29 protein-coding genes and 2 pseudogenes are annotated in these 26,497 nt (G+C 71.0%); 12 read left to right on the plus strand and 19 right to left on the minus strand.

The window, feature by feature from the left end:
• Positions 1-306: 306 nt before the first annotated feature.
• Positions 307-600, plus strand: a pseudogene (locus EOT10_RS17655) (MFS transporter); the annotation flags it as partial.
• Here EOT10_RS17655 and EOT10_RS17660 read toward each other — a convergent pair.
• The 3 genes from EOT10_RS17660 to tuf form a co-directional block, all read right to left on the minus strand.
• The gene (locus tag EOT10_RS17660; RefSeq protein WP_127829179.1) at positions 562-1,407 is read right to left on the minus strand and encodes a spermidine synthase; all 846 of its coding nucleotides are present in this window, start codon (positions 1,405-1,407) and stop codon (positions 562-564) included. The pseudogene EOT10_RS17655 and the gene EOT10_RS17660 sit on opposite strands and share 39 nt — an antisense overlap.
• A gap of 113 nt (positions 1,408-1,520) precedes the next feature.
• Positions 1,521-2,384: a patatin-like phospholipase family protein gene (locus EOT10_RS17665; protein ID WP_127829180.1), complete on the minus strand. Its 864-nt coding sequence runs from the start codon at positions 2,382-2,384 to the stop codon at positions 1,521-1,523.
• Positions 2,385-2,482: 98 nt separating this feature from the next.
• On the minus strand, positions 2,483-3,652 hold the full coding sequence (tuf, locus tag EOT10_RS17670) for an elongation factor Tu (protein WP_127829181.1): 1,170 nt from the start codon (positions 3,650-3,652) through the stop codon (positions 2,483-2,485).
• Positions 3,653-4,077: 425 nt separating this feature from the next.
• Between tuf and EOT10_RS17675 the strand changes: the two genes are divergently transcribed.
• Positions 4,078-4,803 carry a TVP38/TMEM64 family protein gene (locus EOT10_RS17675; RefSeq protein ID WP_127829182.1) on the plus strand — a complete coding sequence of 242 codons (726 nt, stop codon included), beginning with the start codon at positions 4,078-4,080 and terminating at the stop codon, positions 4,801-4,803.
• Positions 4,804-4,818: 15 nt separating this feature from the next.
• On the opposite strand, the gene EOT10_RS17680 is transcribed toward EOT10_RS17675, so the two are convergent.
• A complete protein-coding gene (locus EOT10_RS17680) occupies positions 4,819-5,988 on the minus strand; it encodes a thiolase family protein (RefSeq protein WP_127829183.1) in 1,170 nt (389 codons plus the stop codon).
• Between the two features lie 133 nt (positions 5,989-6,121).
• On the opposite strand from EOT10_RS17680, the gene EOT10_RS17685 reads away from it, so the two are divergent.
• The 3 genes from EOT10_RS17685 to EOT10_RS17695 all read left to right on the plus strand — a co-directional run bounded on the left by EOT10_RS17685 (position 6,122) and on the right by EOT10_RS17695 (position 7,883).
• A complete protein-coding gene (locus tag EOT10_RS17685) occupies positions 6,122-6,592 on the plus strand; it encodes a winged helix-turn-helix transcriptional regulator (RefSeq protein ID WP_127829184.1) in 471 nt (156 codons plus the stop codon).
• Positions 6,593-6,739: 147 nt separating this feature from the next.
• Entirely contained in the window at positions 6,740-7,615 is an 876-nt protein-coding gene (locus EOT10_RS17690) for an undecaprenyl-diphosphate phosphatase (RefSeq protein ID WP_127829185.1), read from the plus strand.
• Between the two features lie 88 nt (positions 7,616-7,703).
• The gene (locus tag EOT10_RS17695) at positions 7,704-7,883 is read left to right on the plus strand and encodes a hypothetical protein (RefSeq protein ID WP_127829186.1); all 180 of its coding nucleotides are present in this window, start codon (positions 7,704-7,706) and stop codon (positions 7,881-7,883) included.
• 23 nt (positions 7,884-7,906) lie between these two features.
• Here EOT10_RS17695 and EOT10_RS17700 read toward each other — a convergent pair whose 3' ends face one another.
• Complete coding sequence (locus tag EOT10_RS17700) at positions 7,907-8,554, minus strand: maleylpyruvate isomerase mycothiol-dependent enzyme family protein (protein WP_127829187.1); 648 nt, start codon at positions 8,552-8,554, stop codon at positions 7,907-7,909.
• A gap of 88 nt (positions 8,555-8,642) precedes the next feature.
• Between EOT10_RS17700 and EOT10_RS17705 the strand changes: the two genes are divergently transcribed.
• Both EOT10_RS17705 and lnt read left to right on the plus strand, forming a co-directional pair.
• Entirely contained in the window at positions 8,643-9,131 is a 489-nt protein-coding gene (locus EOT10_RS17705; protein WP_127829188.1) for a nuclear transport factor 2 family protein, read from the plus strand.
• A 93-nt stretch (positions 9,132-9,224) separates the two neighbouring features.
• Positions 9,225-10,937 carry an apolipoprotein N-acyltransferase gene (lnt, locus tag EOT10_RS17710; RefSeq protein ID WP_127829189.1) on the plus strand — a complete coding sequence of 571 codons (1,713 nt, stop codon included), beginning with the start codon at positions 9,225-9,227 and terminating at the stop codon, positions 10,935-10,937.
• Here lnt and EOT10_RS17715 read toward each other — a convergent pair.
• On the minus strand, positions 10,861-11,766 hold the full coding sequence (locus tag EOT10_RS17715; protein WP_127829190.1) for a Gfo/Idh/MocA family protein: 906 nt from the start codon (positions 11,764-11,766) through the stop codon (positions 10,861-10,863). The two genes, lnt and EOT10_RS17715, sit on opposite strands and share 77 nt — an antisense overlap.
• Positions 11,767-11,948: 182 nt before the next feature.
• On the opposite strand from EOT10_RS17715, the gene EOT10_RS17720 reads away from it, so the two are divergent.
• Positions 11,949-12,428: a hypothetical protein gene (locus tag EOT10_RS17720; RefSeq protein ID WP_317617347.1), complete on the plus strand. Its 480-nt coding sequence runs from the start codon at positions 11,949-11,951 to the stop codon at positions 12,426-12,428.
• 73 nt (positions 12,429-12,501) lie between these two features.
• Here the strand turns inward: EOT10_RS17720 and EOT10_RS17725 are convergent, their stop codons facing one another.
• The 12 genes from EOT10_RS17725 to EOT10_RS17780 all read right to left on the minus strand — a co-directional run bounded on the left by EOT10_RS17725 (position 12,502) and on the right by EOT10_RS17780 (position 23,400).
• Positions 12,502-13,053, minus strand: coding sequence for a tetratricopeptide repeat protein (locus EOT10_RS17725; RefSeq protein ID WP_189491689.1), 552 nt, complete (start codon positions 13,051-13,053; stop codon positions 12,502-12,504).
• 100 nt (positions 13,054-13,153) lie between these two features.
• Positions 13,154-13,837: a uracil-DNA glycosylase gene (ung, locus tag EOT10_RS17730; protein ID WP_127829192.1), complete on the minus strand. Its 684-nt coding sequence runs from the start codon at positions 13,835-13,837 to the stop codon at positions 13,154-13,156.
• Between the two features lie 106 nt (positions 13,838-13,943).
• Positions 13,944-15,524: an ABC transporter substrate-binding protein gene (locus tag EOT10_RS17735; protein ID WP_127829193.1), complete on the minus strand. Its 1,581-nt coding sequence runs from the start codon at positions 15,522-15,524 to the stop codon at positions 13,944-13,946.
• 165 nt (positions 15,525-15,689) lie between these two features.
• Entirely contained in the window at positions 15,690-16,457 is a 768-nt protein-coding gene (locus EOT10_RS17740) for an SDR family oxidoreductase (RefSeq protein WP_127829194.1), read from the minus strand.
• Positions 16,458-16,474: 17 nt separating this feature from the next.
• A complete protein-coding gene (fabG, locus tag EOT10_RS17745; RefSeq protein ID WP_127829195.1) occupies positions 16,475-17,236 on the minus strand; it encodes a 3-oxoacyl-ACP reductase FabG in 762 nt (253 codons plus the stop codon).
• Between the two features lie 179 nt (positions 17,237-17,415).
• Positions 17,416-17,832 carry a hypothetical protein gene (locus EOT10_RS17750; RefSeq protein WP_127829196.1) on the minus strand — a complete coding sequence of 139 codons (417 nt, stop codon included), beginning with the start codon at positions 17,830-17,832 and terminating at the stop codon, positions 17,416-17,418.
• 87 nt (positions 17,833-17,919) lie between these two features.
• Positions 17,920-18,453, minus strand: a complete 534-nt coding sequence (locus tag EOT10_RS17755; protein ID WP_127829197.1) for an AAA family ATPase — start codon at positions 18,451-18,453, stop codon at positions 17,920-17,922.
• A gap of 72 nt (positions 18,454-18,525) precedes the next feature.
• Positions 18,526-19,032, minus strand: a complete 507-nt coding sequence (locus tag EOT10_RS17760; protein ID WP_127829198.1) for a methyltransferase domain-containing protein — start codon at positions 19,030-19,032, stop codon at positions 18,526-18,528.
• 43 nt (positions 19,033-19,075) lie between these two features.
• A complete protein-coding gene (grpE, locus tag EOT10_RS17765; RefSeq protein WP_127829199.1) occupies positions 19,076-19,726 on the minus strand; it encodes a nucleotide exchange factor GrpE in 651 nt (216 codons plus the stop codon).
• Positions 19,723-21,591 carry a molecular chaperone DnaK gene (gene dnaK, locus EOT10_RS17770; protein ID WP_127829200.1) on the minus strand — a complete coding sequence of 623 codons (1,869 nt, stop codon included), beginning with the start codon at positions 21,589-21,591 and terminating at the stop codon, positions 19,723-19,725. The genes grpE and dnaK overlap by 4 nt, the downstream gene beginning before the upstream one ends.
• A 229-nt stretch (positions 21,592-21,820) precedes the next feature.
• On the minus strand, positions 21,821-22,618 hold the full coding sequence (locus tag EOT10_RS17775) for a VOC family protein (protein ID WP_127829280.1): 798 nt from the start codon (positions 22,616-22,618) through the stop codon (positions 21,821-21,823).
• 107 nt (positions 22,619-22,725) lie between these two features.
• Positions 22,726-23,400, minus strand: coding sequence for a hypothetical protein (locus EOT10_RS17780; protein WP_127829201.1), 675 nt, complete (start codon positions 23,398-23,400; stop codon positions 22,726-22,728).
• A 197-nt stretch (positions 23,401-23,597) separates the two neighbouring features.
• On the opposite strand from EOT10_RS17780, the gene EOT10_RS17785 reads away from it, so the two are divergent.
• Positions 23,598-24,029 (plus strand): Hsp20/alpha crystallin family protein, encoded by a 432-nt coding sequence (locus tag EOT10_RS17785; protein ID WP_127829202.1) that lies wholly within the window; start codon positions 23,598-23,600, stop codon positions 24,027-24,029.
• A gap of 132 nt (positions 24,030-24,161) precedes the next feature.
• Positions 24,162-24,549, plus strand: a pseudogene (locus EOT10_RS17790) (DUF2267 domain-containing protein).
• Between the two features lie 196 nt (positions 24,550-24,745).
• Here EOT10_RS17790 and EOT10_RS17795 read toward each other — a convergent pair.
• Positions 24,746-25,399: a TetR/AcrR family transcriptional regulator gene (locus EOT10_RS17795; protein WP_127829203.1), complete on the minus strand. Its 654-nt coding sequence runs from the start codon at positions 25,397-25,399 to the stop codon at positions 24,746-24,748.
• Between the two features lie 90 nt (positions 25,400-25,489).
• On the opposite strand from EOT10_RS17795, the gene EOT10_RS17800 reads away from it, so the two are divergent.
• Entirely contained in the window at positions 25,490-25,912 is a 423-nt protein-coding gene (locus EOT10_RS17800; RefSeq protein ID WP_127829204.1) for a DUF4345 domain-containing protein, read from the plus strand.
• A 193-nt stretch (positions 25,913-26,105) separates the two neighbouring features.
• Positions 26,106-26,483, plus strand: coding sequence for a fic family toxin-antitoxin system, toxin component (locus EOT10_RS17810; protein ID WP_127829281.1), 378 nt, complete (start codon positions 26,106-26,108; stop codon positions 26,481-26,483).
• The last annotated feature ends 14 nt before the right edge of the window (positions 26,484-26,497 follow it).

Here is a 26,497-nt window from a genome sequence, read left to right on the forward strand (position 1 = left end):
CGGTTCCCTGGCTTTCGCCCCGCTCGGACTGCTGATCGCCGGACCCATCGCCGCTGCCGTGGGCACCGGCCGAGCCTTGGCCGGCTGTGCATCCCTGGTCGTCCTGGCGACCATGACCGCCCTCCTCGCGCCACAGGTGCGCAACCTGCGTGCCGAGGCTGACAAACGCTCTGGCGCAGCACCTACGGCTGAGGCAGCGGAGCATCAGGTTGCCAGGGAAGGGGCGGGCTGAATCACGCGATGAGCACCCCAGCTGAGCGAAGACCAAAACAGCGTGGGAGGCGGCTACATTCACTCAGGTGTTGCGCGCTGCACCAGGAGATCCCGGAGGAGAAACTGTCGCGGGTCTCCGCCTACGACTGGTTCGGCTCCGTGGCGATGGTGCCTGTCGCCACCGCGCTCGCGGGACCCGCGGAGGCGGCCTTCGGCCGGGCGCCCTCGCTGTGGGGGTGCGCCGCGCTGGTCGCCGTGTCGACCGCGGCGGTCCTCCTCGTACCGGACGTACGACGCCTGACGCGCCGGCCGGCCGACGCCGGGAAGGCGTCCGTGCCGGAGCCCGTCTCAGCCGATGCCGAACGATCCGCCGGGCGGCTCGGGTGACGGCACGGCGTCCTCGTCCCCCACGGGCTTCGCGTCGCCGATGAAGCGGCGCAGCGCGGCGCCGTGCTCGACGCGGGCGGGAAACACGTCGGCCGCGGCGCGCCGGGCCAGTGCCTCGGTGTCGAACTCCTCGTGCGAGGCGACGAGCACCGTGTTCCCGAAGCGCCTGCCCCGCAGCACGGCGGGCTCCGCGATCAGGGCCAGGTGCTCGAACACCGCGGAGAACGTGGCGAGTTGGGAGCGCAGGAACGCGAACGGGGCGCCGTCGGCGAGGTTCGCCGCGTAGACACCGGTGGGGCGCAGGACCCGGTCCGCCGCGCGGGCGTAGGCCTCCGTGGTCAGGTGGGCCGGGACCCTGGATCCGCCGAAGACGTCCGCCACGAGCACGTCGGCGCTGTCCGCGTCGGCCGACTCCAGCCAGGCGCGGGCGTCGGCGCCGTGTACGGAGATACCCGCGCCGTCCGGGACCGGAAGGTGTTCGGCGACCAGGGCGAGCAGCGCGCGGTCCGCCTCGACGACGTCCTGGCGTGAACCGGGCCGGGTCGCCGCCACATAGCGGGGCAGGGTGAGCGCGCCGCCGCCGAGATGCAGCGCGCCGAGGGGCCGCCCGGGCTCGGCCACGCAGTCGAGGACATGGCCGAGCCTGCGCGCGTACTCGAACTCGAGATGGTCCGGCGCGTCCAGATCGACGTACGACTGCGGGGCGCCGTCGACCGTGAGCAGCCAGGCCCTGCGCCGGTCCACGTCGGGCATCAGCTTGGCGGTTCCGTGATCGACGGTCCTCGTCACGGGTATCGGCTCGTCCACGCGTCCATTGTGCCGGGCGCCCGGGTGTGCGGGCGCCGCTCAGCGCTCTCCCTCTGCCCACACGCGGTTGCCCCCGCGATCCGGGCGTCCGTGCTCGGGGGACGCCACCCCAGTCACCGGCGGCGCCCTTTACTCAGCCGGCCCCACACCCTCGCCACCTCCGCCGCGTGGGCCGCCGCCTGTTCCCGTCCCGCGCGGGCGGCCGGCGCGCGGTAGGACGGGTCCAGGCTGTTGTGGCCCATCGCCTTTCTGGTGGTGCGGTCGGGGGTGACGAGGGCGACCCTCGCCCCGCTCGCGCTGAGGCGTTCGGCCTGGGAGCGGGCCGATGCGAGTGCGCCGCCGCCCGTGGCGACCGGGGCGACGACGACCACACGGTCGTATCCCTCGGCGAGCTGCGCGTTGGCCGGGGAGCGGACGCCTCCGTCGATCCAGCGGCCGTCCCCGATCGTGACCGGCGGCCAGACGCCCGGCACGGCGCAGCTGGCGGCGACGGCGTCGACCAGGCCGACGCCGCTGTCCCGGTCGAAGACGCGGAACTCCCCCGTCGTCGCGCGCACGGCGGTCACCAGGAGCGGCCGCCCGGGCCAGTCGTGCGACACGAGGCGCCCCTCGATAACCGCGCGCCGCGTCGCCTCGTCCGGGGTGTCCGCGGCGAGCGCGATGTGCCCCATCGTGCGGCCGAAGTCCTCCGGAGTACGGGCGGAGAGCGCGGCGCGGGCGTGGCGGAAGGTGCCGGCGGGGCTGAGGTGACCGGGGATCTCCCCGTGGGGCGCGGCGAGTTGACGCTCGTACAGCCCTTCGGGAGTGAGTAGGCCCGACGTGAGTTGTGCCCCGACGACGGCGCCCGCGGAGGTGCCGATCACGGTGTCGGCGTCCCACAGGCCGACGCCGGCCTCGGCGAGCCCGTACAGGATGCCCGCCGTCCAGCCGATGCCCGAGAGGCCGCCGCCCCCGAGCACGAGTGCCCTGCCCGTCACGTGAGACCTCCGCTCTCCGCTGCCCGGCGCCAGTGTGGCGGACGTGCGGCTGCCCGCCTCCCGCGGGGTGCGGGAGGCGGGCAGCTCTGGTCATCCGCTCAGCCGACGGAGCTGACGGTGCCCGCGCCGACGGTGCGCCCGCCCTCGCGGATCGCGAAGCCGAGGCCCGCCTCCAGGGGCATGTCGCGGCCGAGCTCGACCGTCATGGTGACGGTGTCACCGGGCCGGGCGACGGCGGCCTCGCCGAGGTCGACGTCCCCGACGACGTCCGCCGTCCGCAGGTAGAACTGCGGCCGGTAGCCGGTCGCGACCGGTGTCGTGCGGCCGCCCTCGGCCGCCGACAGGACGTACACCTGGGCCGTGAAGCGGCGGCTCGGGCTGACGCTGCCCGGCGCCGCGACGACGTCGCCGCGGCGGACCGCGTCGCGGGGGACGCCGCGCAGCAGCAGCGCCACGTTGTCCCCGGCCTGCGCCTCGTCCATGGGCTTGCCGAAGGTCTCCAGGCCCGTGACGACCGTGTCGACGTCGGCTCCGAACACCTCGACCTTGTCGCCGACCCGCACCCGGCCGCGCTCGACGGCTCCGGTGACGACCGTGCCGCGGCCGGTGATGGTCAGCACGTTCTCCACGGGCAGCAGGAACGGCGCGTCCACGTACCGCTCGGGCATGGGCACATACGTGTCCACGGCGTCGAGCAGCGCGTCGATCGCCCCCGTCCAACGGGGGTCGCCCTCCAGGGCCTTGAGCCCGGAGACCCGCACCACGGGGACGGAGTCGCCGCCGTACCCGTGCGCGGACAGCAGCTCGCGGACCTCCAGCTCGACGAGGTCGGTGAGCTCCTCGTCCCCGGCGTCCGCCTTGTTGAGGGCTACGACGATGTGGTCGACGCCGACCTGCCGGGCGAGCAGGACGTGCTCGGCGGTCTGCGGCATGATCCCGTCGAGCGCGGAGACGACGAGGATCGCCCCGTCGAGCTGCGCGGCCCCGGTGACCATGTTCTTGACGTAGTCGGCGTGGCCGGGCATGTCGACGTGCGCGTAGTGGCGGGTGTCGGTCTCGTACTCGACGTGCGCGATGTTGATGGTGATGCCGCGGGCGGCCTCCTCCGGGGCGCGGTCGATGCGGTCGAAGGGCACGAACGTGCCGGCGCCGCGCCCGGCGAGGACCTTGGTGATGGCGGCGGTGAGGGTGGTCTTGCCGTGGTCGACGTGTCCCATGGTGCCGATGTTGAGGTGCGGCTTGGTCCGCACGTATGCCGTCTTGGGCATGGCTCGTTCCTTGAGCTCGAAGCTGAGTGGGACCCCCGGGAGCCTGCCGACCCTCCCCCTGCGGGGTCCGCCGGAATGTCCGGAGAGGGTCAGCTTCGGGCGCCGTCGACTGCGGCGGCCAGGAAGGCGGCAGCCTTCGCAGCGTCCGCGACTGCGGACGTGGCTGCGGGGAAGGCGTACCGGAACATGACGCCGATCATTGCCTACGGAGCGTGGGGCGTCGAATGGTTTTCCGCAGGTCCCGGGGTGGCCCGTACTCGCTCGGGGCGTACGGGAGTTCAGGGCCCGATGTTCTTCAGGGCCTCGCGTACGGACAGGGCCTCGCGAACGGACAGGGGCGCGAGGCGGTCGCGCCGCACGGCACCGTGACGCTCGTGCGACGCACCCTACGGCGAACTTACGCGATGGTCGGTTAGTCTCCCCGGATGCCCGACACCGTCGCGACCCGTCCTGCCGGACTCGCCGCCGCCCGGCCGACGGCCCTCTCCGTGCGCTGCACCAGGGCTCTCCTCTCCCCGTGGGCACGGCTTTCCCTGCTGGTGGCGCTGCTCGCCGCGGGCGGGGTGACCGTGCTGCTGCTCCAGCCCCAGCGCCTCCTCGCGGACGGCTGGCCGCCCCAGCTGAGCGGCGTCGCGGCGGTCGTCCTGTTCGGCGTCGCGTACGCACTGTGCACGGTGGCCTTCGTCCCGCGGCCGCTGCTGAATCTCGCGGCGGGCGCGCTGTTCGGTTCCCCGCTCGGCACGGTGAGCTCTCTGGGCGGGACGGTCCTGGGCGCGGGCATCGCGTTCGGGCTCGGGCGGCTGCTCGGGCAGGACGCGCTGCGGCCGCTGCTCAGGGGGCGCTGGCTGAAGGCGGCCGACGGGCAGCTCAGCCGGCACGGGTTCCGGTCGATGCTGGCGGCGCGGCTGTTTCCCGGGGTGCCGTTCTGGGCGGCGAACTACTGCGCCGCTGTCTCCCGGATGGGCTGGGTGCCGTTCCTGCTGGCCACGGCGGTCGGTTCCGTCCCCAACACGGCGGCGTACGTCGTCGCCGGGGCCAGGGCCTCGACGCCGACGTCTCCCGCGTTCCTGGTCGCGATGGGGTTCATCGCGGTGACGGGGGTCGGGGCCGCGGTGGTCGCGTGGTGCAAGCGTCACCACCTGCGCGGCTGACGTACCCCCGGTCGCTCAGAGCGCTTCGAGGATCGTCGCGTTGGCGAGTCCGCCCGCCTCGCACATCGTCTGGAGTGCGTAGCGCGCGCCCCGGGCCCGCATCGCGTGGACGAGGGTGGTCATCAGGCGGGTGCCGCTCGCGCCGAGCGGGTGGCCGAGCGCGATGGCGCCGCCGTGCACGTTCAGCTTCGCCGGGTCCGCGCCGGTCTCCTGGAGCCAGGCGAGGACGACGGCCGCGAACGCCTCGTTGACCTCGAACAGGTCGATGTCGCCGAGGTCGAGACCGGCCCTGCGCAGCACTTTCTCGGTGGCGGGGACGACACCGGTGAGCATGAGGAGCGGGTCGGAGCCGGTGACGGCGAAGCTGTGCAGGCGGGCGAGGGGGCGCAGGCCGAGGCGGGCCGCGTTCTCGCTCGTGGTGATGAGGACGGCGGAGGCGCCGTCGTTGACGGGGCTGGCGTTGCCCGCGGTCACCGACCAGTCGATCTGCGGGAAGCGTTCGCCGAAGGCCGGGTCGTAGTAGGCGGGCTTGAGGCCGGCGAGGATCTCGGCGGTGGTGCCGGGACGCACGGACTCGTCGCGGGTGGCGCCTTCGAGGGGTGCGACCTCGGCGTCGAAGAGCCCGCCCGCCCAGGCTTCGGCGGCCTTGCGGTGCGAGTCGACGGCGTACGCGTCCATGCGCTCGCGCGTGAGGGACCACTTCGCGGCGATCAGCTCGGCGCTGATGCCCTGCGGGACGAGCCCGTCGGGGTAGCGCGCGGCGACGCCGGGCCCGAACGGGTCGGCGCCCGCGGGCACGTTCGACCACATCGGTACGCGGCTCATGGACTCCACGCCGCCGGCGATCGCCATGTCGTAGGCGCCGGAGATGACGCCCTGCGCGGCGAAGTGCACGGCCTGCTGGGAGGAGCCGCACTGGCGGTCGACGGTCGTGGCGGGCACGGATTCGGGGAAGCCCGCCGACAGGACGGCGTAGCGGGTGGTGTTCATGGCCTGTTCGGCGACCTGGTCGACGGTTCCGCCGATGACGTCGTCGACCTCGGCGGGGTCGATGCCGGCGCGCTCGACGAGGCTGCGCAGGGTGTGGGCGAGGAGCTCGACGGGGTGGACGTGCGCGAGTGTCCCGTTCGGCTTTCCCTTGCCTACGGGGGTGCGTACGGCTTCGACGATGACTGCGTCACGCATGGTGCGGGCCTCCTTGGCCGTCGGGTCGGTACCCGGCGCCGATGACGAGTGAGCGATTACCGGTGAGTAGGAAAACTGGACTCACCATAGCTCCGTCGGTTGGAAAAGCAAACCCTCCCCTACACTGGTGCGCATGCCCGCTGCCAAGGACCCGCGCCCCTGCTCGATCGCCGACACCCTGGCCGTGGTGGGCGAGAAGTACTCCCTCCTGGTCCTGCGTGAGGTGTGTCTCGGCAACGGACGCTTCGACCAGCTGGTGCGCAACATCGGCGCCCCGCGCGACATCCTGGCGACGCGCCTGCGCCGCCTCGTCGACGCCGGGATCCTGCGGAAGGTCGCCTACCAGGAGCGCCCGCAGCGCTTCGAGTACCGGCCCACCACGGCCGGCCTCGAACTGGAGCCGGTCCTCATGACCCTCATGGCGTGGGGCGACCGCCATCTGCGCGCCGACGACGACCGCCCGATGGTGATCGAGCACACCTGCGGCAACGAACTGGTCCCGGTCGTGACCTGCTCCGCGTGCGGCGACCCCGTCCACCACGAGGACCTGAGCGCCCACCCGCAGGCCCCGGGCTGGACGACGGCGGGGCCGGCGGCGGCCTAGAGCGCGTTCCGGATGATGTGCACCTGACGAGGAGACCCTGTCGTCTTCTCTTCACCCAAGGGCGCTACGCTGCCCCACTGCGGCACCCCTTCACCCCCGTGCCGCTTCTCCGGTCAGCTCACGTCAGCACTTGGATCGCGTAACTTCATGTCTTGGTTCGAATCATTCATCCTCGGACTCGTCCAGGGGCTGACCGAGTTCCTTCCCATCTCGTCGAGCGCGCATCTGCGGCTGACCGCCGTCTTCGCCGGCTGGCACGACCCGGGAGCCGCCTTCACGGCGATCACCCAGCTCGGCACGGAGACGGCGGTGGTGATCTACTTCCGCAAGGACATCGCGCGGATCATCTCCGCCTGGTTCCGGTCTCTCACGAACAAGGCCCTGCGCGGCGACCACGACGCGCAGATGGGCTGGCTCGTGATCGTGGGCTCCATACCCATCGGCGTGCTCGGCGTCGCGTTCAAGGACCAGATCGAGGGCCCGTTCCGCGATCTGCGGCTGACCGCGACGACCCTCATCGTGATGGGCGTCGTCCTCGGCGTCGCCGACCGTCTGGCCGCCCGCGACGAGACCGGGGGCCGGCACCGCGCGGTCCGGGAGCGCAAGAGCCTCCAGGAACTGAGCGTGAAGGACGGCCTGATCTACGGAATCTGCCAGGCCATGGCCCTGATCCCCGGAGTCTCCCGCTCCGGCGCCACCATCAGCGGCGGCCTGCTCATGGGGTACACGCGTGAGGCCGCGGCCCGCTACTCGTTCCTCCTCGCGATCCCCGCGGTCCTCGCCTCCGGGGTCTTCGAGCTCAAGGACGCCGGGCAGGACGGCCACGTCACGTGGGGTCCCGTCATCCTCGCGACGATCATCGCCTTCGGCGTCGGCTACGCCGTCATCGCTTGGTTCATGAAGTTCATCTCCAGCAAGAGCTTCATGCCGTTCGTCTACTACCGGATCCTGCTCGGCATCGTGCTGATCGCACTGGTGACGGCGGGCGTGCTGAGCCCGCACGCCGGACAGTCCACGGGCTGACCCAACTCACCGGTGTTCTCGATCACTTGGCGAATATGTTCGGTCGCTGAGGGTTCCCAGCGGGCGTGACTCGCCCTAGCCTTGCCGCATGCCGCCGCTTGAGTGTTCGGGTTCCGTGCGGTCTGCCGACGAAGTCAACGAGCAGATCCGCGGGTTGTGGCTGCGCGCGGGCGGCCGACTCTCCGCCGATCAGCGCGCACAGTACGCGCGGCTGGTCACCGAGTGGGCGGACGCGGTCCGTACCGAGGTCGTCGTCGAAGCGGCCTGACGTCCCCGCGGTCCCGCGCCGGTTCAGCCGGCTTCGGCGTTCCAGCGCCACGACGTGAGCCGTTCCCTGCCGGGCAGCTCGCCGCGCCCCGTCGCCCACAGCAACGTACGCCAGGGGGCGCCGTCCCGCGGTGCGTCGGGGAACAGGCGGGCGAGGGCCCGGGCGCAGAGGGCGTCCGGCGGGGTCCAGCGCAGGCCGAGGCCCTCGGCGATGTCCTGTGTGTGGACGAGGGTCTCCACGACGCCCATCGCGGCGAAGCCCGCGGGGTCCGAGAGGCCGAACACGTGGTGGGCGCGAGTGTCCTGCGGCGTCGTACGCACCATCGCGACGAGCAGGGCCCCGCTCGCGTCGAGCACCTGGAGCAGACCCGCGGGACCGGCCTCGCGGCGCGCGAAGACGACGTTCGCGGGGCCGCCCGGCCTGCGGCGCGTCCAGTCGAACGGCACCTCGGTGTCCAACGGCGGCCTGGCCGGGCCGAGTTGGGCCGCGTACGCGAACAGGTCGTCGGCCAGGTGCTCGGCGGTCTCCCAGCAGTCCCAGTCCAGCGAACCGGCCCTGACGCCCCAGTCGGCGTCCGGCGCCCCGCCCAGGACGGCGACCGAGAGCCGGACGGCGTGCGCGACGTCGTCGGCGGTGACAGGACCGGGGTGCGGGGTGCTCGCTCGGGACATGCCCAGAAGGTATCAACGGCGGACGCCGCGCCCCTCTCCCCTGTCGCGCCTCTTGGATCCGCGGTCCCCGTGCCCAACACTGACCGGCATGACCCAGCGCGTAGAACTCGCCACCGTGATGGACCGGCTAGCCATCGAGGAGCTGATCACCGACTACGCGGTGTCCGTGGACGACGGGGACTGGACGGCGTACCGCGGGCTCTTCAGCCCGGACGGGCGCGCCGACTACCGGGCGGCCGGGGGCATCGAGGGGGGCGCGGCCGAGATCGCCGAGTGGCTGGCCCGCACGATGGAGCTGTTCCCCATGCGCCAGCACCTGATCGTCAACCGGCGCCTCCGCTTCGGCCGCCACGACAACGACACCGGTGACACGGCCGGAGTACAGGCCGACTACATCAACCCGATGCGGTTCGCGGGCGGGGGCGAGGGGGACGCCTCCGGTGCGCCCGACTTCGTCTGCGGCGGCCGGTACGCCTTCGCCCTGGTGCGGACGTACTCGGGCTGGCGGCTGCGCGGGGTGACGGTGCACGAGAAGTGGCGCCGCACCGGGGGCGCCGCGCGGGCCGGCGCGGCCTGACCAGGGGTCGCCCCGACGCCCACTGTCAGAGATCGTCCGCGAAGCGCACACTGAAGACACGTACCGGGCGTCGGACGACGAGGGAGGCGGCGCATGGACGGGTCGGGCGGGAACGGACGGTCGCGCTCCGCGCACCCTGCGCCGGCCCGCCCGGTGTCCGCGACCCCGTCCTCGTGGAGTACGTGGGGTACGAGGGGTCCGCACCCAGGGGCGCCGCCCGCCACCGTCGCCCGTCTCGCGGCGTCCCCGTGGTGGCGTGGCGCGGCCGCCGTGTGCGCGGGCGCCCTGCCCGCCCTCGCGTTCCCCGCGCCCTCGCTGTGGTGGCTGGCGTATGTCGCGCTGGTCCCGTGGATGCTGCTCGCCCGCTCGGCCCCCACACTGCGCCGCGCGACGCTCGACGGCTGGCTCGGCGGGCTCGGGTTCATGCTGGCCGTGCACCACTGGCTGCTGCCGAGCCTGCATGTGTTCACGATCGTGATCGCGGCACTGCTCGGGCTGCTGTGGGCGCCGTGGGGCCGGCTCCTGCGGTGGCTGCTCGGCGACACACCCTCGCGCGGGAAGGCGGCGGCCGCCCTCGTGGTGATTCCGTCCGCCTGGCTGATGGTCGAACTCGTCAGGTCCTGGCAGGGGCTCGGCGGCCCGTGGGGGCTTCTCGGGTCGAGCCAGTGGCAGGTGGAGCCCGCCCTGCGCGTGGCGTCGGTGGGAGGGGTGTGGCTGGTCAGCGCGCTCGTCGTGGCGGTGAACACCGCCGTCACGATCCTCGTCGTGGCACGTGACGCCCGTACGCCCGCCGTGGCGGGACTCCTGGTGACCGCGACGGTGACGACGGCGTCGTGGGCCTGGGCACCGCGCCCCGACCCGACCGGCCGGGTACGGGTCGCCGTCGTCCAGCCGGGGCCCATAGGCGGCACCGCGAGCGTCTACAAGCGCCTCGCCCGCGAGGAGGCCCTGACGCGTGACCTGGCCGGGCAGCACGTCGACCTGGTGGTCTGGGGCGAGAGCAGTGTCGGCTTCGACCTGGGCGCGCGGCCGGACCTGACGCGCCGGATCGCGGCGCTCTCGCGCGCGGTGGGCGCGGACATCCTGGTGAACGTGGACGCGCGCCGCGCCTCCCCCACCGGCCCCCAGGGCATCTACAAGAGTTCGGTCCTCGTGGGCCCGAACGGTCTCACGGGTCAGCGCTACGACAAGATGCGGCTCGTCCCGTTCGGCGAGTACATCCCGGCGCGCCCCCTGTTCGGCTGGGCCACCGCGGTCGGCAAGGCGGCCGGCGAGGACCGGATCAGGGGCACGCGCCAGGTCGTGATGAACCTGCCGTCCGCACGGGAGCACGGCCTGCGGATCGGCCCGCTCGTCTGCTTCGAGACGGCGTTCCCCGACATGACGCGGAACCTGACGCGCGACGGGGCGCAGGTGCTGCTCGCGCAGTCCTCGACGTCGACGTTCCAGCACAGCTGGGCGCCGCAGCAGCACGCGTCGCTCGCGGCTCTGCGGGCCGCGGAGACCGGGCGCCCGGTGGTGCACGCGACGCTGACCGGGGTCTCGGCGGTGTACGGCCCGGACGGGTCCCGGGTCGGTCCGTGGCTCGGCACCTCGGCGAGCACGGCCCACGTCTACGAGGTGCCGACGGCGCGGGGGACGACGCTGTACGTGCGGTTCGGGGCCTGGCCGGTGCACGCGGCCGTCCTGACGCTCTTCGTCCTCGCCACGGCCGAGGCCGTCCGCATGTTCAGGCGGCGAACCGCTGCACCTCTCGTACGACCTGTTCGCACAGCACATGAGTCTCCAGAGCGTCCCTGGCGCTGAGGACCTTTCCGGCGCGGACGGCGTCGAGGAAGGCGGTGACCAGCTGCTCGATGCCGCGCTGGCGTGCCACCGGCACCCAGTCGCCGCGGCGGCGCACCGTCGGCTGACCCTTGTGGTCGATGACCTCGGCGAGATTGACGACCTGGCGCTTGGTGTCCTGTCCTGACACCTCGAGGATCTCCTCGGTCGAGCCGCTGAGCCGGTTCATGACGCCGATCGCGGTGAACCCGGCCCCACCGAGCTGCAGCACCACGTGGTGCAGCAGGCCGTCCTCGACGCGGGCGCGGACCGTCACGTCGTCGATCGGCCCCGGCGCGAGATAGCGCAGAGTGTCCACGACGTGGATGAAGTCGTCGAGAACGAGTGTGCGCGGGTCCTCGGGCAGCCCGATCCGGTTCTTCTGCATCAGGATCAGCTCGCGGGGGTGGTCGGCGCACTGGGTGTAGCCGGGGGCGTAACGCCGGTTGAAGCCGACGGTGAGGCTGACGCCCCGCTCCTCGGCGAGCCGTACGAGGCGCTGCGAGTCGGCGAGTTCGTAGGCGAGCGGCTTGTCGACGTAGGTGGCGACGCCCGCTTCGAGCAGCCGCGCCACGATCTCGGGGTGGGCCACGGTCGCCGCGTGCACGAAGGCCGCGTCGAGTCCCTGCGCGAGCAGCGCGTCGAGGTCCGCGTGCCGGTGCGCGGCGGGGATGTGGTGCGCGTCGCCGACCCGCTGGAGCGTCGCGGGCGTGCGGGTCTGCAGGTGCAGCTCGACCCCGGGCTGGGTGGTGAGCACCGGCAGATACGCCTTCTGCGCAATGTCTCCGAGTCCGATGCAGCCGACCTTCACGTCCGTCTTCTCCCTGTCGCCTCGAGCCGGCCGTGTCCGGTCAAACTCGCTGTGTCCCGGCAGCATACGGCGGCTGCGCGCGCTGTTCGGCCCGTCTGCCTTCTGACCTGCACGTCACCCGTGCGGGGCATCATCGGCCGACGGGCCCGCGACGGCGCTCCGCACACAGCAGAGTGGCGCGGGTGCATCGATCGACGACCTCTGCAGCGCTCCTGCTCACGATGGCGGCCACGGCCGCCGCGGTGGCCGGATGCGTGAGCGTGCGGCAGCCCGAGCCGCCGGCCCTGTCCCCCGCCGCCCCCGCCCTGCCCGCGGCGCCCCGCCCCGACGGGCGGGCGGAACCCGAGGTCGTACAGGCGCCCGTGCGGGAGGCGCTGGACAGGATGGGCCGGACTCCGCCGCCTCGCTCGTCGGCCCCGCCCGCACCGGAGCCGTCCCGTCCGCCACACCACCCGCCACCGCCACCGCGCCACGAGGCACCCGCCAGGTCGGGCGCCGGCCACGCGGCACGCCCCGCGGCGCCCGAACCGCGCCGCCCGCGCACCGCTCCCCCCGCGGCACCGGGCGCCCCGGGCGATGTGTGCGCGCTGGGCCACCAGTACGGCAAGTGGAACCCGGACAGCCCCGAGGCCCGCATCTGCCGGGAGACCTATGGACGATGACGAGGGACAAGGGAGGAGGGATGCAGTACGTGGGACAGCGACGGGACGGTGACCGGGCGGCGGCGGGTGAGCGCTAGGAGCTCCGCCGGGGCGGTCCCAGCGCATCGCCCCCGGTCGCGCCGCGGTCGGGTCTCTCGTCCCCTCCGGGCGGCATGCCCGCGACCTTCTGTTCCAGACGGGCGATGGCGGCCCGGACGCCGTCCCCGTACCCGTCGTCGGAGAGCGCGCCCACCACGGCGCGCGCCCGCGTGAGATGGCTGCGGGCCGCCTCGGGGCGGCCCAGCTTCACGTAGTCCGCCGCCAGGTTGAGATGCAGTGAGGGATAGAGCGCGCGGACCGCGAGCGACTGCTCGTGGCGTGCAAGGCGACTCTCCGTCAGGCCCTCGGCGGCGGACAGGGCCCGCAGGTCCCACGCCAGTTCGTCGTTCGGATCGTCCTGGGCGTCCGCCATGTAGTGCGCCAGCGTGCACCGGTGGAGCGGGTCGCCGTCCTCGCCGATCTCGGCCCACAGGCCGAGATACCGGCCCCTGGCCTCCTCGCGGTCACCGGCGTGATGCAGCATGACCACTTGTCCGATCCGGGTCATCATGGCGTCGTCCGCCGCCTGTTCCCGCTGTTCAGCCACAGGGCCTCCACGTTCGTACGCCGATCGTCCAAACCGATAACGATTCCGACGCTATAGGCAGCCGCTGACAATCCCCGTCAGGCGCGGGCGTCGGGGGTGGTCAGCCGAGGTCCGGGATGCGCCAGTCGATCGGCGTGTGCCCCTGGGCCGCCACCGCCTCGTCGATCTGCGTGAAGGGCTTCGAGCCGAAGAACTTCTTCGCGGAGAGCGGCGAGGGGTGCGCGCCCTTCACGACGATGTGCCGCTCCTCGTCGATCAGGGGGAGCTTCTTCTGCGCGTAGTTCCCCCACAGGACGAACACGGCCGGGTCGGGCCGGTCGGCCACCGCGCGGATGACCGCGTCCGTGAACTTCTCCCAGCCCTTGCCCTTGTGCGAGTTGGCCTCGCCGGCCCGGACCGTGAGCACCGCGTTCAGCAGGAGGACGCCCTGCTCGGCCCACGGCATCAGGTAGCCGTTGTCCGGGACCGGGTGGCCGAGCTCCTCCTTCATCTCCTTGTAGATGTTCCGCAGGGAGGGCGGCGTCTTCACGCCGGGCCGCACGGAGAAGCACAGACCGTGCCCCTGCCCCTCCCCGTGGTACGGGTCCTGGCCGAGGACGAGGACCTTGACGCGGTCGTACGGGGTCGCGTCGAGCGCCGCGAAGACCTCCTCGCGCGGCGGGTAGACGGGACCCTTCGCGCGCTCCTCCTCGACGAACTCGGTGAGCTCCTTGAAGTAGGGCTTCTGCAGCTCCTCGCCGAGGACGCCGCGCCAGGACTCGGGCAGCATCGCGGTGTCGGTCACGTCAACAACCTCCGGGGTACGGTCACTTCACGGCCGTGCGGGGCACGGCCGTCTCACACCTCAAGAACCTACCCGCGGCCACTGACAACGGGCCCCGGCGCCCCGCCTACCAGCTGGTCTTGCGGTGCAGCTCCCACATCATCATGATCGTCGACGGGTCGAGGGCCCGCTCGCCGCCGGCGATCTCGTCGCTGGCCGCGATGTACTGCTTGCCCTGCCACAGCGGCAGCAGCCGGACGTCGTCGACGAGGATCTGCTGGGCTCGCCTGAACTGGCCCACGACGGCGGCGCGATCGCTCTCGCGGCGCGACTGCGGCAGCAGCTGGTCGGTGATCTCGGGGGACGTGTACGGCGTACCGAGCGCGTTCTGCTTGCCGACGAAGGGCGCGATGAAGTTCTCCGCGTCCGGGAAGTCGGGGAACCAGCCGCGCCCGAAGACGGGGTACTCACCCTTGCGGTACCCGGCCTCGAACGTCTTCCAGGGGCGCCCCTTGACCGTGACCCGGAACAGGCCGGACGCGTCCAGCTGGCGCTTCAGCTCGGTGAACTCGGCGCCGGTCGCGGACCCGTAGCGGTCGGTGGTGTACCAGAGGGTGAGCGGTACGGGTGTGGTGATGCCGGCCCGGGCGAGGATGGTCCTCGCCTTGGCCGTGCTCGGGTCGCCGTAGTCGTCGAAGAAGCCGGTGGTGTGCCCGGTCAGTCCCCTCGGGACCATCGAGTAGAGCGGCTCGACGGTGTCCTGGTAGACCTTGTGCGCGATCGCCCCGCGGTCGACGACCTGGGCGACGGCCTTGCGGACGGCGGACTTGCGGGCCCAGGGGTCCTTCGGGTTGAAGACCAGGTAGCTGATCTCCATGCCGGCGCCCTCGACGAGCTGGATGCCGTCCTTGGCCTGCTTGCCCTGGAGTCCGACGACGTCCGACGCGGCGAGACCGCGGAACGTGGCGTCGATCTTCTTCGCGCGCAGGGCGCCGACCATCGAGGCCGAGTCCTTGAAGTACCGGATAGTGACGGCGTTGTTCTTGCGGTCGGCGAACCCCTTGTAGTGGGTGTTCTCTACGAGTTCGGCCTTGTCGCCTTCGGTGTACGCGCCGAGCGCGTAGGGCCCGGAGCCGCTGACCTTCCCGTCCTCGCGGACGGCGTCGGCCGGGTATTCGGCCGGGTCCACGATCGACATCGCCGGTGTCGCGAGAACGAAGGGGAACGTCGCGTCGGGCTTGTTCAGGTGGAAGGTGATGTCCCGGTCGCCCTTGACCTCGACCGACTTCAGGCTGCCGAGGAGCCCCTTCGGGCCGCCCTTGACGTCGATCCTGCTGATGCGGTCGATGGAGAACTTGACCGCCGTCGCGTCGAGCTTGTCACCGTCCGAGAACGCCATGCCGTCGCGCAGCTTGCAGTGGTAGACGCGGTTGGAGGTGTCGGTGAACCCGCAGCTCTCGGCGGCGTCCGGCGTGGGCGTGGAGGCGCCGGAGGGGAAGCTGACGAGGGTCTGGTAGACGTTCCTGAACAGCTCCCAGGAGCCGTCCCAGGACGCGGCCGGGTCGAGGGTGCTCGGCGCGCTGGTGGTCCCGACGACGATCGGCGCCGTGTCGCCGGAGCTTCCGGAGGACATCAGTCCGCATCCGGAGAGGAGCGATATGCACGTTATCGCCGCCAGCTGACGGGGGCCCTTGATCCGGTTGAACACGCGCGCGCTCCTCGATCGGCCATGCCATGGATCGGCAGACCATACCGCAGTGCCCCGCCGGGCCAACCAGGCACTCCGGCGGGGCACTTGATGCGTATGTACGTCACGTACGCGGGGAACTTCACTTAGGCGAAGTTGGTCCGGTACGGCCTCGGCGGGGCTTTGTCAGGCGACGCCCGCATTGAGGAAGATTCCGCCGTCCACCACGAGGGTCTGACCGGTGATCCAGTCGGACTGCTGCGAGGTCAGGAAGGCGGCGGCCCCGCCGATGTCCGCGGGCACGCCGAGCCGGGCCAGCGGGTAGGCGGCCGCGGCCTCCTCCTCGCGCCCCTCGTAGAGGGCCTGGGCGAACTTGGTCTTGACGACCGCCGGGGCGATCGCGTTGACCCGCACCTTTGGCGCGAACTCGTGCGCCAACTGGACGGTCATGTTGATCATCGCCGCCTTGCTGATGCCGTACGCGCCGATGAACGGGGACGGGGCGAGGCCCGCGACGGAGGCGATGTTGACGATCGCCCCGCCGTTCTCGCTCTGCCACGCCTTCCACGTCTGCTGGGCGAAGCCGAGCGCGGAGACGACGTTGGTCTCGAAGACCTTGCGGGCCACGTTCAGGTCGAGCTCGGCGATGGGGCCGAAGACCGGGTTGGTACCGGCGTTGTTGACCAGGAAGTCGACGCGGCCGAACGCCTCCATGGTGCGCTCGACGGCGGCGGCCTGGTGGGCCTCGTCGTGGGCCTTGCCGGCCACATAGATGGCGCGGTCGGACCCGAGGGTCTCGACGGCCTCCTTGAGGGCGTCCTCACCGCGTCCGGTGATGACGACGCGGTCGCCGCGGGCGACGAGCGCCTCGGCGATGCCGTAGCCGATGCCGCGGCTCGCACCGGTGACGAGGGCGACCTTGCCGGAGAGCTCCGGGAGCTGAGATGCAGTCATGTCCGTTTTCCCCGGCTTCAGTTGAGCGGTCCGCCGGCGACGTACAGGACCTGGCCGGAGACAAAGCCGGCCGCCTCGCCCGTGAAGAAGGCGATGGCGTTGGCGATGTCGTCGGGCTTGCCCACGCGCTGGACGGGGATCTGGGTGGCGGCGGCGGCCTGGAACTCCTCGAAGCCCATGCCGACGCGGGCGGCGGTGGCGGCCGTCATCTCGGTGACGATGAAGCCGGGGGCGACGGCGTTCGCGGTGACGCCGAACTTGCCGAGCTCCTTGGCGAGGGTCTTGGTGAAGCCCTGGAGGCCGGCCTTGGCGGCCGAGTAGTTGACCTGGCCGCGGTTACCGAGCGCCGAGGACGACGACAGGTTGACGATGCGGCCGAACTTGGCGTCCACCATGTGCTTCTGGACGGCCTTCGACATCAGGAACGCGCCGCGCAGGTGCACGTTCATGACGGTGTCCCAGTCCAGGGCGCTCATCTTGAACAGCAGGTTGTCGCGGAGCACGCCCGCGTTGTTGACGAGGATCGTCGGCGCGCCGAGCTCCTCGGCGATGCGCGCGACCGCGGCCTCGACCTGTGCCTCGTCGGCTACGTCGCAGCCGACCGCGATGGCCTTGCCGCCGGCGTCGGTGATCTTCTCGACGGTGTCCTTGCAGGCCGCCTCGTCGAGGTCGATCACGGCGACGGCGCGGCCCTCCGCGGCCAGACGTACGGCGGTGGCGGCGCCGATGCCCCGTGCGGCACCGGTGACGATCGCGACGCGCTGCTCAGTGGTGGACATGCTCTTCGGTCTCCTCGCCCTAGAGTGCGGCCCTCACACCCATCTCGGTGAGCGACCGCTTAGTACCCTGTGGACGTGACGCTAGAAGCCCTGGCACCCGGTGTCAACGTACCCACCGGGTGCCCCTGATCACTCACCGCGATGCTCCACCGTGTTCTCTCCAGGGCACAGCGCGCAGACTACGACCTGGCTATCTCTTGCCGGAGCTGGTGGGTGAAACGACGCAGGAGGTCCAACGTCTCCCGGAACTCGGCCCTGCGATCGTCCCTGCCCTCGGTGGGCCGGGTGCTCCAGACCCGGCTCGCGAGAGCAGCGGCAAGGTCGACCGTGTCGTCGGCGCAGAGCAGGTAGAGGGCTGAGCGTGCCTCCTGCATCCGGATCGCCAACTCGTTGGCTCCGGGACCGTCGTCACCCAGCTGTGTTTCCTTCAGGTAGTCCAGTAGCTGAGTCACGGCCGTGTTGAAGCCGACCCCGGCTTTGAGCTTCTGCTCGCGCAGCCACATACGGTCATGCCGGCGCGCGGTGAACCACGAACCGAACAAGACCCCTATGAGACCGATAGCGGCACCGATGGCCACGGGCAGGATGTTCTCCACGGTCAACTCCCCCGACATGTACAGCCATTGTCGGCAGGCTACAGATGCCGTCGGGGGCGCCGCACTCGATGAGCGCGCTGCGGAGCGCTAGCCACCCCAGCCGGTAGCGGCCACCACCTCACGGGCTATGTCCACGACCGACCGCCCGTCCGTCACCACCCGCACGGTGTCCGCAGTTGCCCGCTCGTCCAAGAGCCGTGCCTTGCGGGCGCTCGCCTTCAGCTCCCGCTCCAGCTCCGAGCCGAGCTCCCGGCCCGCCAACCGCTCGCCGGCAGTGGCGTCAGAGGCAGTGAGCAGAACCCTTACGATCCGCACGCCTGCCCCCATGGCGCGCTCGAACATGCCCGTCGTCTCGGGCATCACACTCAGGGTGTTCGTATAGATCAGGCGGCGGTAACCGCGCTGAGCGAAGTTCGCCCATACGGCAGTCAGATTGCTCTCGGTGATCTCCGAGCGGTGCGGATCCCCCTCCGGGGCCGGATGCACCTGGCCCATGAAGTCTCCCTCGATGACTGCGTGAGGGACCGCCCCGGCCCGCAGCCGTGCCGAAACCTCCCAGGCCACCGTCGTCTTGCCGACGCCGGCACGCCCTCCGATGAGCAGTACCTCCGCGTGATCCATGACGGCAGCCTGACAGCTCGCGGCCGCCCCACGCGATCCGATATCGCGCTCGCACTCGCGCTCCTACTGGTTCTACAGATCGGCCACGAGAAGCTGGTAGCCGACATCGAGGACTTCGCGGTCGAGCAGGTCGGCATGGCGTCGGTGCCACCGGCCGCAGGAGAGATCCTCGGACAGCCGGGCCAATCCCGGCTGGAGGACTTCATCCCGGGTCTGGGCCAACATCGAGATACCGGCCCGGACCTGCGGATCGAGATATGCCTCGGGTCGGCGCCAGAAAGCGGCGAGGAAGCCGTCGGTGCAGTCGTGCGGGATCGGGACCGTCTCGACGCGGGCGCCGCCCAACAGCGTGACCAGGCGGTCGACCGCCACCGCTCGTGTGTCGTCGACCGCGACCGCCTCGGGCAGGTACTCCTTCAGCAGCCAGAAACCGCGGCTGACATCGTGGTCGAAGGTGAAGACGACGATCCGCTGCCGAGCGATGCGGCGGAGTTCCCCGATGCCGGTTTCCAGGTCGCTCCAGTGATGCACGGTCAGGAGGGCCATCACCGCATCCGCCGAGTCGTCAGCGAGAGGGATCGATGCGACCTAAACGAGGGGGCCGGTCAACCGGCCCCCTCGTTCACGCGAGGCCCGACCGCGGGTTTTGCGGAGGGTCGGCCGGTCCGGTGACCGAGACCTCGGCGGGGCGCAGAAGATGCTCTCCGACCTGGTAACCGCGCCGCAGCACCGTGGTGCAGGTCGGCTGCTCGACGGCGTCGGACCGCTCGTGGATGACGGCCTCGTGCCGGGCGGGGTCGAAAGGCTCTCCCGGTTCCCCGACCGTCTCCAGCCCGAGGCCGGCGAGACGCTCCCCCAGGACGTCGGCGACCGCCTTGAAGCCGCCGGTCACCTCGCCGTGCTCCCGGGCCCGGTCGATGGCGTCCAGCACAGGCAGGAGCCCGGCCAGGACGTTGGCCACCGCGATCTCCCGGATCGCCAGGCGGTCACGCCGCACCCGCTTGCGGTAGTTGTCGTACTCGGCCTTCAGCCGCTGGAGGTCAGCGATGCGCTCGCCGAGCTGCGTCTCCAGGTCTGCCGCCCGGCCGCCTTCCTCCGGAGCGTGCTCGGTTCCCGGAAGAACGCGGTCCTGCGCCTGCTCCGTCTTCCGCTCGGCCGCCGTCCGGTCGGGTTTCCTCAGCTGGAGGGTGACCGGATCGATGCGCCGGTTGTCCCGCATCACGACGGGTGGCCTCTGCCGGTGTGGCAGCCGGGAGTCGTTCGGCCGACTCATCCCGCACCTCCTTCGGCGCTCTCGTCGTCGACGACCTCCGCGTCGACGACGTCCTCCTCCTCGCCGCTCGCGGGCCCGCCCTGGGAACCGGAACCGGCGCTGCTCGCGGTCCCCTGCGCCTGGGCGTAGAGGGCGCTGCCGATCTTCTGCGAGGCTGCCACCGCCTTCTCCAGGGCGGAACGGATGGCCGCGGTGTCCTCGCCCTTCAGCTTCTCCTTGACGTCCGCGACGGCGGCCTCGGTCTCCGTCTTCACGTCTGAGGGGATCTTGTCCGCGTTGTCGGCGAGGAGCTTTTCCGTCTGGTAGACGAACTGTTCAGCCTGGTTGCGGGTGTCGGCCGACTCGCGGCGCCGCCTGTCCTCCTCGGCATGTGCCTCGGCGTCGCGCATCATCCGGTCGATCTCGTCCTTCGGCAGCGAGGAGCCGCCGGTGACGGTCATCTTCTGCTCCTTGCCCGTGCCCAGGTCCTTCGCGGTCACGTGCATGATGCCGTTGGCGTCGATGTCGAAGGCGACCTCGATCTGCGGGACACCACGCGGGGCCGGCGGCAGACCGGTCAGTTCGAACATCCCGAGTCTCTTGTTGTACGCCGCGATCTCGCGCTCGCCCTGGTAGACCTGGATCTGCACGGACGGCTGGTTGTCGTCGGCCGTCGTGAAGATCTCGGAACGCTTGGTCGGGATCGTGGTGTTGCGCTCGATGAGCTTCGTCATGACCCCGCCCTTGGTCTCGATACCGAGGGACAGCGGCGTCACGTCGAGGAGCAGGACGTCCTTGACCTCGCCCTTGAGGACACCGGCCTGCAGCGAGGCCCCGACGGCCACGACCTCGTCCGGGTTCACCCCTTTGTGCGGCTCCTTGCCCGTCAGCTCCCGCACGAGCTCGGTCACCGCCGGCATCCGGGTCGAACCGCCCACCAGAATCACGTGGTTGATGTCGGACACCTTGATGCCCGCGTCCTTGATCGCGTTGTGGAACGGCGTCTTGCAGCGGTCCAGGAGGTCGTGCGTGAGCTGCTCGAACTGGGCGCGCGTGAGCTTCTCGTCCAGGTGCAGCGGGCCCTCGGCGGACGCCGTGATGTAGGGCAGGTTGATCGTCGTCTCGGTCGTCGCGGACAGCTCGATCTTCGCCTTCTCCGCGGCTTCGCGCAGCCGCTGCTCAGCGATCTTGTCCTTGGACAGGTCCACGCCGTACGCGTTCTTGAACTGCTTGACCAGGTGGTCGACGATCCGCTGGTCCCAGTCGTCACCACCGAGATGCGTGTCACCGTTGGTGGCCTTCACCTCCACCAGTCCCTCGCCGATCTCGAGCAGCGAGACGTCGAAGGTGCCGCCACCGAGGTCGAACACCAGGATCGTCTGGTCGTTCTCCTTGTCCAGGCCGTACGCGAGTGCCGCGGACGTCGGCTCGTTGATGATCCGCAGAACCTTCAGCCCGGCGATCTCACCGGCCTCCTTCGTCGCCGTGCGCTGGCTGTCGTTGAAGTACGCGGGGACGGTGATGACGGCGTCCGTCACGTCCTCGCCGAGGTACGCCTGCGCATCCCGCTTCAGCTTCTGCAGCACCCGCGCCGAGATCTCCTGCGCCGCGTACCGCTTGCCGTCGATGTCACCGGATTCGGGGAAATGCCAGTCAGGCTCGCCCATGTGCCGCTTCACCGACCGTGCGGTGCGCTCGATGTTGGTCACCGCTTGGCGCTTGGCGACCTCACCGACCAGCACTTCGCCCTTCTGCTTCGAGAAACCGACCACCGACGGCGTGGTCCGGGCACCTTCTGTGTTGGTGATGACGGTCGGCTCGCCACCCTCGAGGACGGCGACCACGGAGTTGGTCGTACCCAGGTCAATACCTACCGCCCGTGCCATCATTCGCTCCTCTCAAACGCGTGCTCCTCGACCGCGCTGCGCTGCACTCAGGCGTCGATCTCCTTGGCAGAGCCGTTTCCGGCCCTGATCTCGGCCTTCCGGGAAGGAATCGATTCGCATGAGCATCCGGTGCGCTCCTTTCCCATCGGTTCGGGGCCCTGCGAGCGTTCGCCCCGGGCTTCGCGTGCGGCGCCCGCTGATCCGCTGATCCGCTGATCCGCGCCAGGGGTCAGTCCGCTGTGCGGTTGCCCAGGTGGTCGGACTGGTCGAGCGTGAACAGCCCGCCGTCGGTGTCTCGGAGAGTCATCTGTCCGGTGCTTCCCCACTCCGCGTCCGTCACCTTGCTGCCGCCGTTCTCCAGCGCGAGAGCAACCGCTCGGTTCAGATCCGGGACCTTGAAGTGGACCAGCCACCGGGGCCGCAGCTGCGGCTTCGGCGCGGCCTCTTCGACGGGGCCGCTGTTCAACCTTGCGACGGGCTGTCCGTCCCGCCGGAGGACGACCTGATCTTCCTCGTACGAGATGTCGCAGCAGCCGTCACCCTCTCCCCATCCCAGCACCTCGCCGTAGAACAGGGCCGCGTCGAAGGCATTGCCCGCATGGAGCTCCAGCCAGGCCGGCGACCGGTCCGCGCCGACACTCCATTGCGCGAGGACACCCCCGTCCCAGATGCCGAAGGCCGCACCTTCACGGTCGGAGACCAGCGCCGCCCGGCCGCCGGGCGGATAGGAGACCGGGCCCACCCCGACCGTGCCTCCCCGCTCCCCGACCCGTGCGGCGGCCGCGTCGGCATCTTCGACGGCGAAGTACGGCGTCCACGCCACCGGTACGGCGAACTCACCCGCCACCGCCCCGATGCCGGCAACGGGCACTCCATCCGCCTCCGCCACCGAAAAGGCGCGGCCGAAACGGCCTTGCTGGAACGACCACCCCAGCACTGCCCCGTAGAAACGCTCCGCGGCCTTCCGATCACGCGCCGCCAGACTCAGCCAGCAGGGCGCGCCGATCACATCCGCTGCCACCAGCACCACGGCAATCTCCCTCCATGCATTGCGTCAGGGCCTCCGAACCCCCGCCCGCGGCTACGCTTCGAGCATCCCCCCGCGACGCGCACTCCGCGACGGGCCGCGGTCACTCATGCCGTACCGCGCTGATCCGTACTGTCGCGGCGAAGCTGCTCCGCGCGAAGGACGAGGCGGTCGACGCTGTCGGCGAGGTCGGGGTAGACGGCCCGCAGGTGGTCACGGGCTCCGGCCAGCGGAGCGACGAGCGCGGCGGCGTCGTTCTCGGCGAGGGCGCGGTCCAGCTCGGCGAAGACCGCTCGCGCCTCCTCGGGCGGGTCGGCAAGGGCGGTGATCTGCCCCGCGAGCCGACGCAGGTCGGCCGCCTGGCCGCGGGCCCAGGTCACGACCGCCCGGTCGGCGGCGCGCCGGTCTCGCGTGGCCTTGACCCGCTGCTCGGCGGTGCTTCCTTCGTCTCCCGGCCGGAGCCTGAGATAGCGACGCTCGGCGGCCTGCCTACTGGCCACACCGAGTGGCTGGGCGAGATCCGCCCAGCTGGCCCCGGCGCGGCGGGCCTCTTCGATGAGCCTCGATTCCCAGCTTCCGAGCTCGTCGCGCACCTCGCGCAGCAGGAGCAGCGAGGCCAGAGCCCGCTCCAGCCCGTCCTCTGCCTGACTGTTCGCGCCCGGCGCGGTACCGATGGCGATGGCGATGGCGTCCGGGTCGGCGGTGCGTGCCGCGCACAGGGCCGCGCTGATGGCGTCGAGCGCCGCCGTGGCGGCGAGGGGGGATACCGGTCCCGGACGCACGTCACCATGTCCGTCGTCCGTCGCGTTTCGCGCGTTCCAACGACTGTGCTCACCACGTTGGTCGCTCACGGTCACAGTCACGAGAGCCTTTCAATCCGTCACCTTTTCGACGACTTGTACTCTTGTCATCAGATAGATGACATGTTACACCGGAATCAGGTGAAATAGTCCTAAATGCCCGAGTGGAGGTGTTCGTGATGCTGATGCGCACCGACCCCTTCCGCGAGCTCGACCGGCTCACCCAGCAACTGCTGACACCCGGCACGTGGTCGAGGCCGTCCGCCATGCCGATGGACGCCTACCGGAAGGGTGACGAGTACGTCGTCGCCTTCGACCTCCCGGGAGTCTCCACGGACGCGATCGACATCGACGTCGAGCGGAACATGCTGACCGTGAAGGCCGAGCGGCGCCCGGCGGTGGACGCGGACGACGTCCAGGTGGAGCTCTCCGAGCGGCCACTGGGTGTCTTCTCCCGCCAGATCACGCTGGCCGACACGCTCGACACCGAGCACATCGCCGCCGATTACGACGCGGGTGTCCTCACCCTGCGCATCCCGATCGCCGAACGCGCCAAGCCCCGCAAGGTCACCATCGAGAACCGGGGCGACCGCAAGGAAATCAGCAGCTGAGGCGAGCCGCAGTCGGCTCCGCGACGCGGAGGGCGAGGCACGGACTCTCCCCTTTCCGCCCCCGCCCTCCGCACCCGCCCGCTTCCGCCCGCTTCCATCCGCTTCCGCCATCCGACGAAGGGGACGGCACCGATGCTCATGGACGTGTTCCTCCAGGAAGTCCAGGAACGCGGAAAGTACGACACCATCCACGAGGCCGACCGAGCGGCCCGGGTGGTCCTCGCGCTCCTCGGCGCCCATCTGGTCGGGGGCGAACGCACTACTCGCCGCGCGGCTCCCCGAGACGTACGCGTTGCTCCTGCTCAACCCGCTCCCGGCTGCCGAGCCGCTGTCCCCCGAACGATTCGTGCGCGCCACCGCCGCGTGGATCGACGGAGCCACGAACGAAACCGCCAAGTGGGACATCGGCGCCGTACTCAGTGCGGTCGCCGACGCCGCCGGCCCAGACCTCGTACGCCGCATCCTCATGCAGCTTCCCCTCGGATACGACATGCTCTTCGGACGGCCGACATCGCTCTGATCACCTACCGCCCGACCGGAAGTCGATGTACCGGCTCGGCTACTGATCGGCACCGGACGCCGCACACCGACCGACGCCGACAAGACCGCTCTGGGCGATCTCGCCGCGAACCTCCCGCTGGCGGGAACCCGCGTTGCGTGAGCGGCGCCAAGGTGGCCGCCGACGGCCGAAGTGCGGACTGGCCCTCGCCGACCGGCTACTGGCCACCCTGATCCACCTGGGCACCGGCCTGCCTGCGCGCCTGCCGCGGCCAGTCGGGGGCAGGGTCCTCGGCGAGCAGCGGCCGGAGGGCGCCGAGGACCGCGCCGATGCAGACGTCGCGCAGCTGGGTGCGGGTGCACGTCTCGTGGGTGAGCCAGTCGATGCAGAGGACCCGGACGAAGACCAGCCAGCTCTTGAGGACGCCGGACACGGCCTCGCGGTCGCTCTCGTCCGCGAGTGGGAGGACGGCCAGCAGCCGCGCACGGAGCGCGTCCAGCTCGTTCGCCATGATGGTCTGGATCACCGGGTCGCCCGCGAGGACCCGGTTCGCGGCGAGGACGGCGTTGCGGTTCGCCACGAAGTAGTCGAGGTGAACGTCCATGCCCTGGATGAGCTGTGCGACCAGGGAATCGGCGGGGTCGAGCCGCGTCTCGGCAAGCAGTTGCTCCGTCGCCTGCTGGTAGACGGCTGCGAAGAGAGCGTGCTTGCTGGGGAAGTGACGGTAGAGCAGGGCCCGGGAGACACCGGCCTCTTCGGCGACCTCTTCCATCAGCACCTCGGCGTATGCGTGGGCGGCGAAGAGTCGTGCACCGACGGCGAGGAGTTGGGCGCGGCGGTCGGCCGGGGTGAGTCGCTGGCGGGGAGACACGAACGAAGACTAGTTGACACGCATCTACTAGCGCACCCACTGTAGTAGACGCATGTCAACTTAGATCCGCCAGTACAGCTTGGAGGGGCTATGGCCGGGGCTTTGCGCGTACTCACACAACTGATGGGCTGGGCCTGCGTGGCCATCGGCCTGTTTCATGTGGCGCTCGGTAACGCGGCGATCCCCGGCGCCAGTTCCGCCGGCGCGACGGTCGACAGCTGGGGCCGGTTCATGGGGGCCAGTTTCGTCGGCTACGGGCTGGCCTGGCTCTGGGCCGCGCGCCAGCATCCGATCCCGGCTCGGGCGGTGCGGTGGCTGGCCGGCATCTTCCTGCTGGGCGGCATCGGCCGGCTGCTCTCACTCGCTGTGCACGGCTGGCCGCAGTGGTTCCAGATCGCGCTGGCGGTGATCGAGCTCGGCCTGCCACCGATCTTCTTCTGGCTGGCCGACGCAGAGGAGGAGTCCTCCGCAGCGACCGGCAAGTCGTGTCCACCGGGCTCGTACGCGCCCTGATTCGCGTATATCGAAGCGGGCCTCCGACCTGGGACTCAGCATCGGGGACTACCTCGCCAGACTGGTTCAGGACGATGCCAGCGGCCTGCGCGCCCGTGCGGTGGACGCGGCCGCCCGCTTCCTGACCGAGCACCAAGCGGTCTTCGACGAGGCCGAACAGGCCCAGGAGACGGTTCGGGGAGCGCGCGGCCTGATGGACCCGCACATCGACGTTCCGTGGAGACTGCAGGTCGCCGAGGCCGCCGGAGTGAACGATCCGGCCCCCGACGACTATGGCGTTCCCGTATCGGCGATCGCCCGTCACCGGGCCGAGCTGTTCGAGCAGCCCGTCTACGACGGCCCCTACGCCAAAGCCGCCTCCCTGGTCCACAGCCTGGGCCGGTGCCGCTGGCCGGAACGCTCCGACCTGGCCGTCGCCGCAGCCACCGGCGTCATGTACCTCGAAGCCGCCGGAATTCCCGTCAAGCCCGCGCGCGAGGACGCCGTCGCCCTCAAAGACCTGCTCCTCGACCCCGCCTGCACCGCCGGGAAGATCGCCACGTTGCTGCGGACCTGGCCCACCGCCACCTGACGCCCGCGTACCCG

Origin of the sequence: Streptomyces antnestii (assembly GCF_004005495.1) — a bacterium.
Classification (GTDB): domain Bacteria; phylum Actinomycetota; class Actinomycetes; order Streptomycetales; family Streptomycetaceae; genus Streptomyces; species Streptomyces antnestii.